This is a genomic window from Williamsia sp. z34 (genome assembly GCF_059553395.1).
Genome location: NZ_JCANWW010000004.1, coordinates 74894 through 93923, shown reverse-complemented (window position 1 = coordinate 93923; position 19030 = coordinate 74894). Strand labels below are relative to the sequence as shown.

At 67.7% G+C, this 19030-nt stretch carries 8 protein-coding genes (1 of these 8 only partly in view); 5 read left to right on the top strand and 3 right to left on the bottom strand.

What is annotated here, in order from left to right; all coding sequences use genetic code 11:
* Positions 1-39 precede the first annotated feature (39 nt).
* Entirely contained in the window at positions 40-267 is a 228-nt protein-coding gene (locus tag AC51GT_RS11800) for an MbtH family protein (protein WP_482135440.1), read from the top strand.
* Positions 268-310: 43 nt separating this feature from the next.
* Here AC51GT_RS11800 and AC51GT_RS11795 read toward each other — a convergent pair whose 3' ends face one another.
* The 3 genes from AC51GT_RS11795 to AC51GT_RS11785 are packed head-to-tail and all read right to left on the bottom strand — an operon-like array spanning position 311 to position 3422.
* Entirely contained in the window at positions 311-1582 is a 1272-nt protein-coding gene (locus AC51GT_RS11795) for an ABC transporter permease (RefSeq protein ID WP_496328859.1), read from the bottom strand.
* Positions 1579-2397 (bottom strand): ABC transporter permease, encoded by an 819-nt coding sequence (locus AC51GT_RS11790; RefSeq protein WP_496323278.1) that lies wholly within the window; start codon positions 2395-2397, stop codon positions 1579-1581. Before AC51GT_RS11790 ends, AC51GT_RS11795 begins: the two co-directional genes overlap by 4 nt.
* Positions 2394-3422: an ATP-binding cassette domain-containing protein gene (locus tag AC51GT_RS11785; RefSeq protein WP_496323279.1), complete on the bottom strand. Its 1029-nt coding sequence runs from the start codon at positions 3420-3422 to the stop codon at positions 2394-2396. Before AC51GT_RS11785 ends, AC51GT_RS11790 begins: the two co-directional genes overlap by 4 nt.
* 262 nt (positions 3423-3684) lie before the next feature.
* On the opposite strand from AC51GT_RS11785, the gene AC51GT_RS11780 reads away from it, so the two are divergent.
* From AC51GT_RS11780 to AC51GT_RS11765, 4 genes are all read left to right on the top strand, one after another.
* Positions 3685-4041, top strand: a complete 357-nt coding sequence (locus tag AC51GT_RS11780) for a hypothetical protein (RefSeq protein ID WP_496323280.1) — start codon at positions 3685-3687, stop codon at positions 4039-4041.
* A gap of 22 nt (positions 4042-4063) precedes the next feature.
* Positions 4064-4189, top strand: coding sequence for a hypothetical protein (locus AC51GT_RS11775; protein ID WP_496328858.1), 126 nt, complete (start codon positions 4064-4066; stop codon positions 4187-4189).
* 127 nt (positions 4190-4316) lie between these two features.
* A complete protein-coding gene (locus AC51GT_RS11770; RefSeq protein WP_496323282.1) occupies positions 4317-4739 on the top strand; it encodes a hypothetical protein in 423 nt (140 codons plus the stop codon).
* A 385-nt stretch (positions 4740-5124) separates the two neighbouring features.
* Positions 5125-19030, top strand: partial view of a non-ribosomal peptide synthase/polyketide synthase gene (locus tag AC51GT_RS11765; RefSeq protein WP_496328857.1) — the 5' portion only. Its footprint extends 20006 nt past the window's final position; only the first 13906 of its 33912 coding nucleotides appear in the window; the start codon lies at positions 5125-5127; its stop codon lies off the right edge, out of view.

Sequence of the window (19030 nt, the reverse complement as noted above, 5' to 3'; positions counted from 1 at the left end):
ATCACTCACGGTGAATCCGGAGTGGAAGGGAGTATCAACATGACCAACCCATTCGACGACGAGGACGGCCGTTTCTTCGTGCTCGTCAACGACGAGAACCAGCATTCGCTGTGGCCGACCTTCGCCGAGATCCCGGCAGGCTGGAACAAGGTCTTCGGCGAGGATTCGCGGGCTGCCTGCCTCGAATACGTCGAGCAGAACTGGACCGACCTGCGGCCGAAGAGCCTGATCGACGCGATGAACGCGGACCAGGCGAACAAGGACTGACAAGCGCAGGCGAGGGGACCGTCCGACGGGCGGTCCTCCTCGTTCAGCCCCGCGCCGCAGCCGCCCGACGGTAGGCGCGAAGTGCGGGATAGGCGAAGACCACCAGCACACCGACGGCCCAGATGAGGGTCTTGATGAGGTTTTCCGCCACCGGGCCCCCGATGGCCAACGCGCGCATCGTTTCGATCGCGCACGTCATCGGCTGATTCTGGACCAGTGGCCGGAGCACCTCCGGGTAGGCCTCGACCGGCGAGAACCCCGAATTGAAGAACATCAGCAGGCTGGTGCACAGCGACATGATGGGCACCAGGGGAGCGTTCGACGCCGACATCGCCACTGTGAGAACGATGGTCGAGTACGCCGCACCGTAGAGAAGTGCCACCGCGAAGATCCCGATGGCCGCGAGCAGCCCTTCATCGAAACGCCAGCCGATGAGCATTCCGGCTGTCGTGATCACGAGCGTACCGACAAGGATCCGCAGCATCTCCACGGTGATCCGCGACGTCAGATCGGCCCCACGGTGCACCGGCATGACGTAGAGCCGGGTCAGCAAGCCGGTCCGGCGTTCACTGATCAGACGGGTCCCGACCGCCAGCGAACCGAACATCGCCCCGACGAGCACCACCAGTGGAACCGTGCCGTACGCACTGTTCTCCCCGGTCGCGCCGCCGATCGCATCTCCGAGCACCACCTTGAACATGACCATGCTCAGCAACGGGAAGAGCAGGCTCTGCATCAGCGTCAGCCGGTCCCGGGTGACGACTCGGAGCTGTCGTCCGAAAAGGATCTTCGAGTGCGTCAGATAGGCGCGCAGGCCGCGCTCATCAGTGGCCCGGGCGGGCGGGAATCGCGTCGCGCCCGTGGTGGACCTCCCGCCGGCCATGGCCGGATGTTCCGTTGCGGTTCGTTCTGCCGCCTCCGCCGCGGCCCGGGCCGCCGCGATCTGGGCGAGGTCCAGCCGGACCGTGGGGGCCTGCTGCATCGCCGGGGTCAACTCCGCCGGGTCGGGAGAGTTCCGGTCGGTGAGCCGGGTCAGCGGGCGCCCGGTCTGTTCGGGCTCCGGATGTCTGGCCGCGGCGTGTTCGGAGGCCCAGTCGGCCGCCGCGGCCCCGGGCGAAAGCAGGGTCCATGGGCCGACAAGAGCCTGATGTGAGCCGGTCTGGCCGCCATCGGCGCGGTCCCGTTCTGGCTGGGGGAAACCGGTGGCGGGGCCGTCTGCGGTTCGGGCCCGGCGCGGTGAGGAACTCGACCCGCCGGTGTCGCTGCGCCACCAATGCTGCTGGGGGGCGCCGTCATCTCCTCTGTGTCTGCTCATCGCCGGCTGCTCCGGATCGTCAGGACGGCTCCGGCGGCCAGGCCTGCCGCGGTGATGCCTGCGGCCCAGCAGATGGACGGCAGCGCCAGATCCCACGACACGTCGCCCGCATCGAATCCACGCATCAGTTCGGTGAACTGTGAGATCGGCTGATTGCGCGCAAAAGGCTGGATCCACTCGGGAAAGCGTTCTTCGGGCACGAACCCCGTCGAGAGCATGCCGAGGATCAACTGGGGCAGGGCCAGTGCCTGGCTGGTGGCCGCCGGATTCTTCGAGACGGCGCCGATCGTGTCGGCGCCGAAGGCGAGAATCACGCCGACGACCATCGCGACCCCGATGAATCCGATGAAGTCGACGATCCCGGCGGTGGGCCTCCAACCGATCACCAAGCCCGAGATGAGCGCCCACATCAGTGAGATGACCAACAGCACGACATTCGAGGTCAATCGGGCCAATGGCGGGACAAAGGTGTTCACCGGCATGCTGCGCAGCCGGTTGGTCAGGCCCGTGCTGCCGTCATTCGCCGCACGCATCGCGGCCGACGTCGCCACGAAGCCCACCGACTGCAGGCAGATGACCGGCATGAGGAACTGCGCGTAGTCCATCCCGGGGTACCCATCCATGATGGTCCGCAGCGGGATGTAGAAGCACAGCGTCAGCAGCACGGGCGCGGTGATGGACAGATAGAACTCGCCCTGCCGCTTCATCCCGATGATGGAACGTTGGGTCAGGGCCAGCCACTGACGGCCGGGCCTGACCGAGGGACGGCGACCGCCGGCCGAGATCGCCACCCGTGCGGTGCTGGTCACTGTCATGCCTGCTCCGTGCCGTCGGCCGGGCCTTCCGTCAGCTTGAGGAACACGTCGTCCAGTGACGGTCGTCGCAAGCCCACGTCGGTGAGTTCTATTCCGGCGGAATCGGTCAGACGTACGACATCGACCAGCGTCTGCGTCGACCGCACCGCGGGCAGGGTCAGCGCATTGCGGTTCGGGTCGATCCGTATCTCGTCGGCAGGCACCAGTTCGGTCAGCAACGTCTTGATCCGGGCGAGGTCGTCGGGGTTGCGCGTGACCACTTCACAGAACGTTCCACTGACCTGTTCCTTGAGCTCTGCCGCGGTGCCCTCGGCGATGACGCGGCCCTTGTCGATCACGACGATCCGGTCGCTGAGCAGGTCTGCCTCCTCGAGGTACTGGGTGGTCAGCAATGTGGTGATGCCCAGGTCGCGCAGCGAGGTCACGATGTTCCAGACATCCTGACGGCTGCGCGGATCGAGTCCGGTCGTGGGCTCGTCGAGGAAGACGACCTCGGGCCGCACCACCAGACCGCACGCGATGTCGATGCGTCGGCGCATGCCGCCGGAGAACTTCCCGACACGTCGCGAGGCGGCGTCGACGAGGTCGAAGGCGTCGAGGAGTTCGGCAGCGCGCTGCGCGGCCTCGGTTTTGCTCAGACCCATCAATTTGCCGAACAGCACGAGGTTCTCGCGGCCGGTCAAGGACTCGTCCAGAGCCGCGAACTGGCCCGTGAGCATGATCGAGGCGCGTACGGCGGCCCGATCCCGGACGACGTCGTAGCCGGCGATGCGCGCAGTGCCCTCGTCCGGTGTGAGCAAGGTCGCGAGCATGTTGACCGTCGTCGTCTTCCCGGCGCCGTTGGGACCCAGCAGTCCGAGCACCGTGCCGGTGGGCACCTCGAAGCTGACCCCGTCGACGGCCGTGAAGTCGCCGAAACGCTTCACGAGCCCATCTGCGACGACGCCGTACGTGGTCCCGGCGGGCGACACCTCGAACTCACCCGACCGGCTCGTTCGGGCAACACCACCGTGCTTGGCCTGCATTTGGATCCCGTCGTCGTATTGGTCACGCGGCGACGCGATCGCCCATTCTGACGTTATCGAACGTATCGCAAAATCCGGTGGTAACGCCAAGCGACCATCTGGCGATATCCTTCCTCGGAAAAGGAAAAATTTCCTTTTCACATGGTAAAAGCTTGCATATGGATGGTTTAGCGACGTCATTATGGGGAATATCCCCGGGGCGCAGCCGAAATGTCGTGCGATAGTCGCAGTCGATTAGCAGGTCGCGAAAGGGGTGGGCGTTGTGGCAACACAATCCCGATGTGATGGCAACGAGATGTATCCCGCGGTTGGTGTGCAGACCCTCCGGGGTCGGCGTGATCCCCGGCCCTTGACCGACCTGCTTGCCGCCGCGGCCGATGCCGCTCCCGACCGGCCCGCAGTGACCGGAAATGGCTTCACGGTGACGTTCGCGGACCTGCGGGCCCGCGCCCAGGGCGCTGCGGTCGCCATGACCGGTTCACCCCGCATCGACGACTCCGCTCTCACCGTCGCGGTGATGACCAGCGTTCCCGGGCTCGCCGTTTCCGGCCCGGGCGCCCTGGACGAGACGTTGCGGGCGATCCGACTCCGGGCTCTGATGGTCCTCGCGGAATCCTGAACATCGCCGAACCCTCCGCTGTGTGACCCCCCCGCGCCTGACGTGGGCGGGACTGCTGTTCGTGCACGCGAAACCCTCCGGGAACACTGATCCGGCCGACTCCGGATCACCGCGTTCGTTCGTCGCGGTGACCACGAAGGACGGCTGAATGTGACATGTTCCACATTTCAGTGAGGTAACGGGTTTGTCCGAAACCTTCCCTTATGACCTGTGTCCTGTGACCATGGGCACTTCAGGCCCCTCAAGTCGCCGGCGGGCCAGGTTTGGAGTGCATGATGGCTACCTCAGCAGTTCGGTCCCACGACCAGGTCGCGGACCATACTTCTGCCTCGATCGAACTGCCCGATGCGGTGGCCCGGATCGCGGCCGCAACACCTGATCGCATCGTCGCCCGTCACCGTGGGCGTGCTCTCACCTACCGCGACCTCGATGCCGCGATCAGGCTGATGATGCCGGTGATCCGCGGTCAGCGAATGGACGACCGGTCCGCAGTGGTGGCCGGGATCTTCGCCGGGTTGCCCGCACTGGGTGGCGAGCCCGATCCGGCAGCGGTGGCAGCGGTCGTCGACGGCGCCGTCAGCGGGATATCCGTCGACATGGTCGATCTGCACACCATCACGCCCGTTGCGCCGCTGAACGGCGCCGGGACGAACGAGATCGATCTGCGCGTCATCGCCAGCCGGTTGTCCGGCGCCTGACCGGCCCTCCCGGTCTCCGCCGTGAGTTCTACGGTGGGTCGCTTTCGTCCGCTGTGCCGTCTCCCGGCGGCCCCACACCCCTCGGCGACGGGTTCGGTTCGTCCCTGAGTGGCTGCCACTGTGCCGGTCCCGGGTCGGCTCCCGGTGGCCGGCGTGGGACCCCGCCGACGATTTCCCTCTCTAACTACCCGTTATGAATCTCTATTCAGAGGTTTAGGGTATTGAATAAACCTCTTGAACAGCTGAAATGCAGAATGGGCAGCGCCGTGGGCGCTGCAATCGGCAGAAGCATGTAGGCTGTCTTCTTTGTGTCCCGAGGCGAGCATTCCGTTCGAGATTGGAGCGAGTGGGTTTGAGTGCTGGCCCCTCCGACGAATCAGTGAATATGCCCGGTGACGCAGTATTTGAACTTTCGGCCGCTCAGCGTGGAATCTATTTCGCCCAGCAAGCCCTGGGTGAGATTCCGATCAATATCGCGCAGTACGTCGAATTGGTCGGGCACATCGATGCGGACCTGCTGAGCCGGGCCTCCCAGGTCGCCGGTCGGGAGATGGGCTCGGCCTATCTGAGCCTGGTCGAGACCGACGCGCTACCGCTCCAGTTCGTCGACGAGTCGATCGACGACAGCATCGAGTTCGTCGACCTGTCCGCCGAACCGGATCCGCATGCCGCCGCGCAACGATGGATGCGTGAGGAATACCGCCGACCCGTCGATGTGCTCACCGACCGGCTCACGGTCAGTTCGCTGCTGCGCATCGGCGACGACCACCACTTCTGGTACGTCCGTACCCACCACATCGCCCTCGACGGATTCGGTGCGATGGCCACGGTCACCCGCATCGCCGAGGTCTACTCGGCGCTCGTTGCCGGACGTGAGCCGGCGCCGTCCAAGGGCGCCGCACTACCCGACATCCTCGCGGACGAACGCAAGTACCGGGATTCGGATCGCTTCGTCAAGGACCGCGAGTACTGGCTGCAGCGCACGGCCGATCTGCCCGGCCCGCTGTCCCTGTCCGCGCACCGCGCCGCTCCCGGCGCCTACTCGCAGCTGGCCTCGGCCACCCTGCCCGACGACGTCGCCGCACAGCTCGACGAGGCGGCCGGGCAAACGGGAGGCAGCACCGCGCCGACGGTGATCGCCGCCTTCGCGGCCTACCTGGCCCGGATGACCGACAGCGAAGACGTCGTGCTGAGCCTGCCCGTCTCGGGCCGCAACACCGCCAGACTCCGGCGAGCGGGCGGCATGGTCTCCAACATCGTCCCCCTGCGTCTGACAGTCGCTCCGGCCACGACGATCGACGAACTCGTCGCAGCGGTGCAGACGGAGCTGACGGGCGCCCTGCGGCGGCAGCTCTATCGGCACGAGGACATCCGCCGCGATCTCGGTCAGGGCACCGGCCGGCGCGGCCTGTTCGGTCCGTCGATCAACCTGATGATGTTCCATCCGATCCTGGAACTCGGCGATGTCGTGGGACATCTGCACGTGCTGACCACCGGTCCCGTCGAGGACCTGTCGATGAACCTGTATCCGGGTGTGTCGGGCTCGAACCTGCGGGTGGACTTCGAGGCGAACCCGCAGTCCTACTCCGACGCCGACCTGAACCGGCACCACGAGCGCTTCACCGACTTCCTCGGTCGACTGCTGCAGGCACCCGCGGGTACGCCGGTCGGCTCGCTCACCCTGGGCTCGGCGGCTGAGATCACGGCGACGACGGTGGCCCCGAATGACACCGCGCACCCGGTCGATTCCACCGACCTGATCCAGATGTGGCGCCGCCAGGTCGAGCGGACCCCGGATGCAACGGCCTTCGTCGACGGGTCCCGTCAGATGACCTTCGCCGAGTTCGACGCCTGGACGAACCGGCTCGCACGCCATTTCATCGCTGCCGGCGTCGGCCCCGACGTCCGCGTCGGGGTGGCCCTGCGCCGCGGTCTCGAGCTCGTGGGGACCCTGTACGCGGTGCTCAAGGCCGGTGGCGCCTACGTGCCCATCGATCCGGACCATCCGCGGAGCCGGACGGTCGACGTCCTGCAGACCGCGGGCCCGATCTGTGTCGTGGTCGCGGGCGCCGATCGGGCGGCGGTCGCGGACACCGGTGTCGAGGTCGTCGAACTCGAGAACGTCGACCTCTCGGGGTATTCGGATGCGCCGCTGACCGATGACGAACGCGCCCTGCGTCCCGAGGCTCTGGCCTACGTCCTTTTCACCTCCGGCTCGACGGGCAAGCCCAAGGGTGTGGCGGTCCCGCATCGCGCCGTAGTCAACCAGATGGCCTGGCTGGCCGGGCACTACGGAATCGGTCCCGACGACGTCGTCCTGCAGAAGACCCCCACCACGTTCGACGTCTCGGTGTGGGAACTGTTCGCGCCGACCGTGGGTGCCAAGATGGTCATCGCCCGGCCCGACGGGCATCTGGACCCCCAGTACCTGCTCGACGTGATCACCGCTGAACGCGTCACCGCCACGTCGTTCGTACCGTCGATGCTGCAGCTCTTCCTCGGTGAGAACGGTTCCATCGACCCTGCTGCACTGCGGCTGCTGCTCGTGGCCGGTGAGGCCTTCGGTGAGCATCTGGCGCGCCAGAGCGCTCGAGACCTCCCCGGTGTCCGGATCGAAAACCTATATGGCCCCACCGAGTTCACCGTTCACGCCACATCCGCAGCAACCGGACCGGACGTCGAACGGGGCGTCCCGATCGGCCGCCCGGTCTGGAACTGCCAGGCCTGGGTGCTCGACCGGCAACTGCGGCCGTGTGTGGTCGGCGCCGTCGGCGAGCTCTACCTGTCGGGTGAACAACTCACCCGCGGCTACCTCGGCCGGGCCGACCTGACCGCCGAACGATATGTGCCCTCCGTCTTCGGGCCCGCGGGAACGCGGATGTACCGCACCGGCGACCTGGTCCGCTGGTCGGCCGAGGGATCCCTGGAGTACCTGGGACGCAGCGACTTCCAGGTCAAGGTCCGTGGCCTCCGCATCGAACTCGGGGAGATCGAGTCCGCGGTGCGCTCGGATGCGGCGGTCCGCGAGGCTGTGGTGACCGTCCACGAGAGCGAACACGGTCAGCGACTGGTGGTCTACGTGGTCGGAGCCGCCGGGCAACCGCCGATCGACACCGCGGCCCTGACGAACACGGTCGCGGCCCTGGTTCCCGACTACATGCTGCCCGATGCGTTCGTCGAACTACCGCAGATGCCCCTGGGGCCCAGCGGCAAAATCGATCGAAAGGCGCTGCCCGCGCCCGATTTCTCGGTACGGACCACCGCATTCCGGCCGCCGGTCACGGACGCCGAGCGGGCCATCGCCGGCCTCGTCGGCGACCTGCTCGGACATTCGGAGGTCGGACTCGACGACTCGTTCTTCGGTCTCGGTGGCGACAGCATCATGTCCATTCAGCTCGTCTCCCGCGCCCGGGCGATCGGTCTGCACTTCTCGTCGCGAGAGGTGTTCGAGCACAACACCATCGGCGCGCTGGCCAGGGTTGCCAGAACCGAGGGTTCGGCGTCCGTCGTCCACGAACTGCCCGGTGGGGCCGTGGGCGAGGTGGCGCTGACGCCGATCATGCGGTGGATGGCGGCCGAGCCCGAGAATGCGCGAGCGTTCTCCCAGTCCGTGGTGGTCCCCGCCCCCGAGCCTTTTTCCGCCGACACCCTGCACCGCACGCTTGCCGCCGTGGTGGCCCACCACGACATCTTGCGCTCGCGCCTGTTCGGTGACGACTCCGGGCGCCTGCACCACGTCATCGACCCGGTCGCCGACGCCAGAGATGTTGCGGTCACAGAGATCACGGTGGATCCGGCACCCGGGACGGCGGCGTTCGACGAGGCCGTCGCCGCCGCTGCGCTCGATGCCACGGAGGCGCTCGATCCGGCCACGGGCTCGATCATGTCCGTGACGGTGGTGACCGGTGACTGGGCGCCCGAGGTCGGCCGACGATTGCTGATCGTGCTCCATCATCTCGCTGTCGACGGTGTCACCTGGCGAATCCTGTTGCCGGACCTGGCCATTGCCTGGTCGGCGGCCGCCGCGGGTGATGAGGTGGTGCTCGCACCGACCGGCACCTCGATGCGCCGCTGGGCTCACAACCTGACCGAACTGGCCGCACAGCCCGAGCTCATCGGCGAACTCGACCACTGGCGTTCGGTGCTCGGGGCGATCGATGATCAGACGCTGCGGGTCGATCCCGCCCGCGACGTGGTGGCCACACTGCGGCGCCGGGAGTTCACCATCTCGCCCGAGCTCACCGACACCCTGCTGACGCAGGTCCCGCAGGCCTTCCACGGTGGTGTGAACGACGGGTTGCTCGCAGCCCTGGCGTTGGCGGCGACCACCTGGCTGCGTGACCGCGGCGAAGGACCGGACAACGGGCACAGCGGAACCCGGCCGGCTGCACAGTCGATCGTCGTGGCCCTCGAAGCACATGGCCGCGAGGAAGAACTACTCGCCGGATCCGATCTGTCCCGGACCGCCGGCTGGTTCACGACCGCCTACCCGGTACTCCTGTGCACCGACGACATCGACGTCGACGATGCGATGGCCGGTGGGGTCGCCGCGGGTGACCTGGTCAAAGCGGTCAAGGAACAACTCGCCGCCGTACCCCGGCGTGGCGTGGGTTACGGCCTGCTCCGGTATCTGAACGAGGCCGGAGCCACCGAACTGTCCCGATTCGCCGAACCCGCGATCGGGTTCAACTACCTGGGCCGGCTCTCGGGTACCGGGATGTCGGGTCCCTGGATCCCGGATGGCGAGAGTGCCCTGCGGGGGAACCGGGGCACCGCGGTGCCGGTTCGGACCGCGCTGGACATCAACGCGATGGTGACCGAATCGGAGGTCGGCCCGCAGTTCTCGGCCACGATCGAATACCCCGCCGGGCTGCTCGATGACGCCTCGGTGGACCGCTTCACGGAATTGTGGACCCGGGCGCTGGAATCGATTGCGCTGCACGCGGCGTCGCCGGGCGCCGGTGGGCGGACCCCATCCGATCTGCCGCTGGTGGACCTGCGCCAGCCGCAGGTCGACGAGCTCGAGCGACGGTTCGACGACATCGTCGACGTGTGGCCGCTGACACCCCTGCAGGAGGGGTTGCTGTTCCATGCCGACCTCGCCGCAGGCGGGATGGATGTCTACGCCGCGCAGATGGTGCTAGACCTGACCGATGTCGATCCCGACCGGATGCGGCGCAGCGCCCAGGCACTGATCGACCGACATCCCAACCTGCGCAGCGCCTTTGTCACCGACAGTGAGGGCGTGGCCCTGGCTGTGGTCGCCTCCCACGTGGATGCGCCCTGGACCGAGCATGACCTGACCGAGGTCGACGAGAGCGAACGCGAGACCCGGGTCGCGGAGCTGACCCATCAGGAACGGATCGCCCCGTTCGAGATGGACGCTGCGCCACTGATCCGGTTCACGATGATCCGGCGCGGCGCCGAGGCGTACCGCTTCGTGGTGACCAATCACCACATCCTGCTCGACGGATGGTCCATGCCGATCTTCATGGGCGACCTGCTCGAGATCTACCGCGCCGGCGGCAATGCGAAGGCCCTGAACCCGGCCGCTCCCTACCGGAACTATCTGACCTGGCTGCGGTCGCAGTCGACCGCCGCAGCGCTGTCCGCCTGGACGGACGCCCTGGCCGGCGTCACCGAACCGACCACGCTCTTCCCGGCGGCCACCGCCCACAGCGCCGGTCAGGTACCGCACGTGGTCGACGTCGATGTCGCCGACGACGTCTCGCGCCGGTTGACCGAGTACGTCCGAGGCGCCGGCACCACCCTCAACACCGTTCTGCAGACGGCCTGGGGAATCGTGTTGGCGCGGTTGACCGGTCGCGACGACGTGATCTTCGGGACCACGGTGTCGGGCCGGCCGCCGCAGGTCTCGGGCATCGAGTCGATGCTCGGACTGTTCATCAACACGCTGCCGGTGCGGGTGCGGGTGGACAACAACTCTGAACTCGACGGGCTGGTCCGGCGGATCGCCCACGAACAGACCGAACTGCTCGACCACCACACCATCGGCCTGGCAGAGATCACCGCGACCACTGACGCCGATGCGCTGTTCGACACCATGATGGTGTACGAGTCGTACCCGTTCGATCGCAGCGCGCTCACCGCCGCCGCCGCGATCGACGGGATGGCTGTCGTCGACGCCGACATCCTCGACGCCACCCATTACCCCTTGACGCTGATCGCGACTACCGAACCGGGACTGCGGCTCTCGGCGAAGTACTTGCCGGAGACCGTCGGCCGCGACCAGGCCGAGCAGATCCTGCAGATGTTCCTGCGGGTGCTCGGTGAGATCGCCACGGACCCCTCGGTTCGGGTGGGTCAGGTCGAGGTCCTGTCCGCGCCGGAGCGGGCAGAACTGCTCGGCAGGCAGGGGTCCGGCGAGACCGCCTTCGACACGCTCCCCGAACTTCTCGCCGCCGCGGCCGCCGCGGGTGCCGATCGCGATGCCGCCGTGTCACCGACCGGCTCGATCGCCTACCGTGACCTCGACGCCCGGTCGAACGCGCTGGCGCGGATCATGATCGCCCGTGGGATCGGACCCGATCAGATCGTGGCGCTGGGCATGGGCCGCTCGATCGACTTCCTGGTGGGGCTGTGGGCGGTGGCGAAGACCGGTGCCGCCTATCTGCCCGTCGACATGCAATATCCGGCCGAACGCATCGAACACATGCTCGCCGATTCGGCTGCCGTGTACGGGATTTCGACGTCGGCCTGGCGATCGGTGCGACCGGACACGGTCGACTGGCTCGAACTCGATTCGCAGGAGACCGCCGCCGCGATCTCGCGGGAATCGACCGCACCTCTGGCCGACTCTGACCGAACCGGACCGGTCCGGATCGCCAACCCGGCCTACATGATCTACACCTCCGGTACCACCGGGGTCCCCAAAGGGGTTGTTGTCACCCACGGCGGCCTGGCGAGCCTGCTGGCGCAGCAGTCGGATCGCTATGCGCTGACCGAGGATTCACGCACCCTGCACTTCGCCTCACCGAGCTTCGACGCCTCCGTGCTGGAGTTGTTGCTGGCACTGGCGCACGGATCCACCATGGTCATCGCCCCGACCGAGATCTACGGCGGCGACGATCTGCACGACTTCCTGTCCGAATACGGCGTCACCCACGCCTTCATCACACCCGCCGCGCTGGCCTCGGTCGATCCCGCGGGCCTCGATCACCTCGAGTCCGTGGTCGTCGGCGGTGAGGCCTGCCCACCCGAGCTGGTCACGCGTTGGGCCCCCGGCCGGCGCCTGTTCAACGCCTACGGACCCACCGAGACAACGGTTGTCGCGAGCATCGCGGGGCCGATGAGCCCGGCCGATGAGATCACGATCGGCTCACCGGTGCGTGGACTGACGTCGCTGATCCTCGATCGGCGTCTGCAGCCGGTCCCGGTCGGCGTGGACGGCGAGTTGTTCCTGAGCGGTCCGGCGGTGGCCCGTGGCTATCAGAACCGGGCCTCGCTGACTGCCGAACGCTTCGTCGCCGATCCGCACGGCGCACCCGGTGCCCGCATGTACCGGACCGGTGACGTGGTGCGGTGGGTCCGCACCGAATCCGGTGGCCTCGAGGTGAAGTACGTCGGACGCAGCGACTTCCAGGTCAAGGTCCGTGGCTTCCGCATCGAACTCGGTGAGGTCGACGCCGCGTTGTCGGCCCATCCCGACATCGACTTCGCGGTCACCTCCGGTGCCCGGATGCCCTCGGGCGTCACCACCTTGGTGGCGCATGTGCTGGCGTCGAAACCGTTGGACCCCAAAGCGGTCCGGGACTTCGTCGGGGAGCGGCTGCCCTCCCACATGGTGCCCGCCGCCATCGTCTTCCTGACCGAGATCCCGCTGACCCGGGCAGGCAAACTCGACCGATCCGCGCTGCCCGAACCCGACCTCGGAGCCCTGGCCTCGGCCGGTGCGGCACCGTCGACGGACACCGAGCGGATGCTGGCCGCCGTGCTGGCGGAGGTCCTCGGACTGTCGTCGGTCGGCGTGAGTGATTCGTTCTTCGATCTCGGTGGCAACTCGCTGGTGGCCACCAAGGCGGCGGCCCGCATCAGTGCGCTCGTCGGTCGCCGCGTGGCGGTGCGCGAGATCTTCGAGAACCCGACCGTCGAAACGTTGGCCAGGTGCCTCGACACCGCACCGGCGCAAGCGGATCTGCCCGAACTCATCGCCGGTGGGTCGGGGGAGCGGCCACCGCTCTCGCTCGCCCAGCAGGCCATGTGGTTGCTCAACCGTCTCGACCCGCAGTCCCCGGCGTACAACATCGTGCTGCCTCTGCGACTGTCCGGTGCACTTGATGTCGAGGCCCTGGCCGCCGCGGTCGCCGATGTCCTCGACCGCCAGCACACACTGCGCTCGGTCTTCCCCGACACGGCCCACGGTCCGTACCAGCGGGTGCTGTCGGTGGACGATGTCCAGGTCGATCTGGAACCGGTGGACGTCCCCGGCGCCGACGAAATGTTCTCGGCGGCAGCAGAGTTCGCCGCTGTCGGCTTCGATGTCACGGAAACGGCCCCGGTTCGGGCCCGATTGTTACGCGCCGGCGGCGAACACCTGCTGATCGTGGTCGTCCACCACATCGTCGCCGACGGTGCCTCGATGGCCCCGCTGGCCCGTGATCTGGTGACCGCCTACGCAGCCCGAACCGCGGGTACCGATCCGCAGCTGCACTGGGCGCCACTTCCGGTGCAGTACACCGATTACGCGCACTGGCAGCGCCAGGTGCTCGGCTCGCCGGACGATCCGGCCTCCGTTGCCGCCCGCCAGCTCGACTTCTGGCGCACGGCACTGTCGGGTGTGCCCGAGGTCGTCGACCTGCCGCTGGACCGGCCGCGTCCGGCCCGGCGCACGATGCAGGGCGCATCGGTACCGCTGGCCGTTCCCGGCGATGTCGTGGCCGCATTGGACGCCTATGCGCAGGGCAGGCAGGCGTCGCTGTTCATGGTGGTTCACGCCATCGTCGCGACTCTGGTTGCGCGCCTGTCCGGTTCGTCGGACATCACCGTCGGCACGCCCGTGGGCGGACGTGACCACATCGCCCTGGACGATCTGGTCGGCATGTTCGTCAACACCGTGGTGCTGCGGTCCGAGGTCGACCCGGCGGATCGTTTCGACGACGTACTGACCCGGGTGCGCGTGGCCGATCTCGACGCCTTCGCCAATGACGACATCCCGTTCGAGAGCGTTGTCGGTGCGCTGGTCTCGCGCCGCCAACAGTCCCATTCGCCGCTGTTCCAGGTGATGTTGTCGTTCGAGAACAACGAGACCGCCTCGGTCGATCTGCCCGGTCTGAGCGTGGAGGTCGCCGACGGGATGATCCAGGGCGCCAAGTTCGACCTGACCTTCGCGATCGACGACACCATCGACGCCGACGGCCGTCGCCGACTGGGTGGCCGGATCACCTACGCGACAGACATCTTCGACCGCGAGACGGTGGCCGCCATCGCCGAGCGCTTCGAGATCATGGCGCGGGCGATCGCCGCCGACCCGACCGCCGTGGTCGGGGACATCGACATCCTCACCGCAGCCGAACACCTCGAGGACGAACTCGCGTCGCAGACCCCGGAACCCGCGGCCGAACCCGCCCCGGCATACAGCGCCGCAGACCTCGCCGCACTCCTCGCCGCCGCGGTCGACATCGATCCCGATGCGGTGGCGCTCGATGTCGACGGCGTCGCGATCACCTACCGCGACTTCAGTGATCGCTTCGGTCAGCTGTCGGGTCCGCTCGGCGAGCGCGGGATGGACGCCGATGCGATCGCGTCGGTTGTCCTGACCAGTCTGGTCCCCACCATCGTGGCGGCCCCGGACGGTTTCGCCGTCGCCCTCGACAACGTCATCGCCGATGCCGCACGTCTTCTCGATGGGCGGGACCTCTCCGATTACCGCAGTGCGCGTCCGGTGACGGAGTCGGAGTCCGCGATTCCGGCGGCCAGCACGCCGCTGTCCGACTGGGATGCGCGCGTCCGCGAGAACCCGGATGCCCCGGCCGTCCGAAGCCCGGAAAGGTCGCTGACCCGTCGCCAGCTCGACCGGTCGGCCAATCAGCTTGCCACCGAACTGATTTCGCGCGGCATCGGTCCCGACGACGTCGTCGGCCTGCTCACCACGCGGTCGGCGAACTGGATCATCGGTCTGCTGGCCGCCTGGAAGGCAGGGGCGGCGTACCTTCCGCTCGATCCGACCGGCCCGGCCGACCGTGCGGTCGCGATCGTCGCCGATGCCGGTGTGCGAGTTGTCGTGGCGAATCATGATGTGGTCACCGATGAGCTCCGTGCCGGGATCGACACCGCCGGTGCGGAATTGATCGAACTCGGCGACGCCGCGACCGATGCCGCACTGGGAAGGCTCGACGCCTCGGGATTGCCGGACCGCTGGTCCGAGCCCGGCGCCGACCTGCGCCTTGGCTATGTGATCACCACGTCCGGGTCCACCGGACGACCGAAACCGACCCTGGTGCCGGCCGGTGGCCTGCTGAACATGTGGGGCTGGTACCGCGAGAAGATCCGGTTCTCCGACGGTGACACGGTGATCATCGCCTCGTCACCTCGGTTCGACCTCACCCAGAAGAACATCTGGACCGCGCTGCGGGTCGGCGGTGTGATCCGCCTCGTCACCGAGGGTTTCGACCCCGCGGAGATCCTCGGCATCATCGGATCCGAGGACATCTCCCTGCTGAACGTCGCGCCGAGCGCACTGGAATTGCTCACCGAACTAGATGCCGCGAACGTGCTGACCACGCTCGCCACGGTGGCGACCGGTGGCGAGGTCCTGACGCCGCACGCTTATCGCAGCCTGCTCGGGACCGACACCGCGATGCTGTCGATGTACGGACCCACCGAGGCCGCGGCCACCACGGCCGCGCGGTGGGTGCCGCTGACCGATCATGCGCCCAACGCCGACGGTGAAGCCCGGGACATCGGGCCGATCACATTGGGACACACCATCCCGAACGTCACCCACAAGATCCTTGATCAGCGACTGCGTCCGGTCCCGATCGGTGTGGTGGGGGAGCTCTACATCGGCGGGGTGGCACTTGCCCGTGGTTACGGGCGGATGCCCGGCATCACCGCGGCCCGCTTCGTCGCCGATCCCGCCGGCGCGGCCGGATCCCGGATGTATCGCACCGGAGACCTGGTGCGTCGTCTACCCGGCGGCGACGCGATGTTCGTCGGACGCAGCGACTTCCAGGTCAAGGTCCGTGGTCTGCGGATCGAACTCGGCGAGATCGAATCGGCGCTGACGGCGCTGACCGGTATCCGCCAAGCCGTCGTGTCGGCGCACGGCGAGTCCTCGGACCGCCGACTGGCGGCCCACGTGGGCGCCGATCCGGGACTCGACGTCGGTGCGGTCCGGGCCGAACTGGCCAAGGTGCTACCCGACTACATGGTGCCCGAGGCAATCATGGTCATGGACGCACTGCCGCTCAACCCGAACGGGAAGGTCGACCGAAAGGCGTTGCCCACGCCCGAATTCGGTCAGGACGACGCGGAGTCCTTCGTGGCGCCGCGGACACCGCTGGAAGAGATCATCGCCGGAGTCTTCGCCGACACCGTCGGCGTCGACCGGGTCAGTGCCACCGCATCGTTCTTCGAGCAGGGTGGCAACTCGCTGAGCGCCGCCCGGCTGGCCAACCGGTTGTCCGATGCGCTCGGCACAACCGTCGGGCTGCGCGATGTCTTCGACGCGGTGACCCCGGCCGAACTGGCCGCACTCGTGGAACTGCGCCGCACCGATGGGGCCGGCCGGCCCGGGCATGCGGTCACCCGTTTCGTGAAGCCGGAAGGCCCTGCGCCCGAGCGGATACCGCTCTCGCTCGCACAGCAACGCCTGTGGTTCATCAACCGGTATGACCCGGAATCCGGCGCCTACAACATCCCGATGACGCTCCTGCTCACCGGTGAACTCGACGTCGAGGCGCTCAGTGCGGCGCTGGTCGATCTGGTCGATCGCCAGCACGTGATGAGGACCGTCTACCCACAGGGACCCGACGGACCCGAGCAGGTGGTGGTTCCGGTGATGGATGCCCTGCCGCCGTTCCGTCTCGATTCGATCGCACGGGACCAGGTGTGGGAACGCCTCCAGGCCTTCGCCCGGGTCGGTTTCGATGTCACCACCACGGTGCCGTTCCGGTCGGCCCTGTGGCGCATCGAACCCGACGACGAGGTCGGCGGCGACAACCGCGAACAGCACCTGCTCGTGATCGTCGTCCATCACATCGCCTCGGACGGATTGTCGATGCGTCCGATGGCGTCGGATCTGCTGACCGCCTACGAGGCCCGCCGCCAGGGCCGGGCGCCCGGATGGGCACCACTTGCGGTGCAGTACACCGATTTCGCGATCTGGCAGCAGGAGAACTTCGGAGCCGCCGACGAACCCGGTGGTGCGGCAGCGGCCCAGCTGGACTTCTGGCGGGCACATCTGGCCGGCATGCCCGAGGTGATCGGTCTGCCCACCGACCGTCCGCGCTCGAATGTGCGCAGTGATGTCGGTGGCAGCCACCTGTTCTTCGTGCCCGCCGAGCTGCATCAGCAGGTGGTGGCCCTGGCCGGGGCCCGCGGCCTGTCGAGCTTCATGGTCCTGCACGCCGCCGTGGCAATCCTGTTGGCCCGCAGCGGAGCCGATCGCGATGTCGCCCTCGGGACCCCCGTCGGCGGACGCGCCGCCGCGGAACTCGACCCGGTGGTCGGGATGTTCGTCAACACCCTGGTCCTACGGACCGATGTACCCCTGGACCGGTCGGTCGGTGACTTCCTCGCCGACGTCCGGGCCCGCGACCTGGATGCGTTCGACCACAGCGACGTCCCGTTCGAGCAGATCGTCGACACGCTGACGGTGAGTCGATCAACGGCACACACGCCGCTGATCCAGGTGGTGTTCGGGTTGAACAACAACGCCCGGCCCACATTCGAACTCGAAGGCCTCGAGGTGACCCCCGGTGCGGTGGACACCGCATTCAGCAAGTTCGACCTGTCCTTCGAACTCACCGAGCAGTGGGGCGAGAACGGGCAGGCCGCCGGACTGGCCGGATTCCTCGGCTTCGCCACCGACATCTTCGACCCGTCGACCGCGCAGGCACTGGCAGATCGGCTCCTGCGGATCCTGCAGGGCATGGTCGCGGACAGCGATGTACTCATCGGTGAGATCGAACTGCTCGACGAGCAGGCACGCACCGACCTGGTCCCCGTGCGCGGTGTACCCGCGCCGGAACCGGCAACCCTGATCGACCTGCTCGACCGGGCGGCCGCCGCCGATCCCGATGGTGTCGCGCTGATCTGCGGCGAGCAGGCCATGACCTACCGCGAGCTCGACAACCGGTCGAACCGGCTCGCCCGGGAATTGATCTCGCGCGGTCTGGGACCCGAAGACGTGGTGGCACTGGGCATCACCCGCAGCATCGAATCGGTGCTGGCAGTGTGGGCGGTTGCTCGAAGCGGCGCGGCGTTCGTGCCCGTCGACCCGAACTATCCGGCCGACCGGGTGGCGCACATGCTCGCCGATTCGGGGGCGCGGATCGGTATGACGCGTCGCGTCGACGCCATGCGGCTGCCGCAGACCATCGACTGGCTCGACATCGACGATCCGGCGTTGCACCGTCACGGCGGCGACCCGATCGGCGCCGCCGAACGACGCGGCGACGTGCGGGTGTCGAACTGCGCGTACATCATCTACACCTCGGGTACCACCGGGAAGCCGAAGGGCGTGGAGGTCACGCACCGCGGTCTGGCCGCCTTCAGTGACGAGCAGCGACGCCGTTACCGGACCACGAAGTCCTCGCGCACACTGCACTTCGCGTCCCCGAGCTTCGACGCCTCGATCCTCGAACTGCTCCTGGCCGTCGGTGCGGGCGCCACGATGGTCATCGTGCCGCCCGGGGTGTACGGCGGTGCCGAGCTCCACACACTGCTGGCCGACAATCAGGTCACGCATGCGTTCATCACGCCGGCCGCCCTGGCGTCGATCGACCCGCAGGGCCTGCCACACTTCTCGGACGTGGTCGCCGGTGGCGAGGCGGTGCCGTCGGACCTGGTGCAGCGCTGGGCTCCCGGTCGTCGGCTGTACAACGGATACGGCCCCACCGAGACCACGATCATGACCAACATCAGTGATCCGATGACGGTCGGTGCACCGATCACCATCGGTGCCCCGATCGCCGGTGTGAGTGCACTGGTGCTCGACAGCCGGTTGCATCCGGTACCCGTCGGCGTCCCCGGTGAGCTGTACATCAGCGGACCCGGCGTCTCCCGCGCCTACCGTGCCCGGCCGGATCTGACCTCCACCCGATTCGTCG

Coding starts and splice junctions, on each gene's coding strand:
- AC51GT_RS11795 (WP_496328859.1), bottom strand. CDS start 1,582: ATGAGCAGACACAGAGGAGATGACGGCGCCCCCCAGCAGCATTGGTGG.
- AC51GT_RS11770 (WP_496323282.1), top strand. CDS start 4,317: ATGGCTACCTCAGCAGTTCGGTCCCACGACCAGGTCGCGGACCATACT.
- AC51GT_RS11800 (WP_482135440.1), top strand. CDS start 40: ATGACCAACCCATTCGACGACGAGGACGGCCGTTTCTTCGTGCTCGTC.
- AC51GT_RS11785 (WP_496323279.1), bottom strand. CDS start 3,422: ATGCAGGCCAAGCACGGTGGTGTTGCCCGAACGAGCCGGTCGGGTGAG.
- AC51GT_RS11790 (WP_496323278.1), bottom strand. CDS start 2,397: ATGACAGTGACCAGCACCGCACGGGTGGCGATCTCGGCCGGCGGTCGC.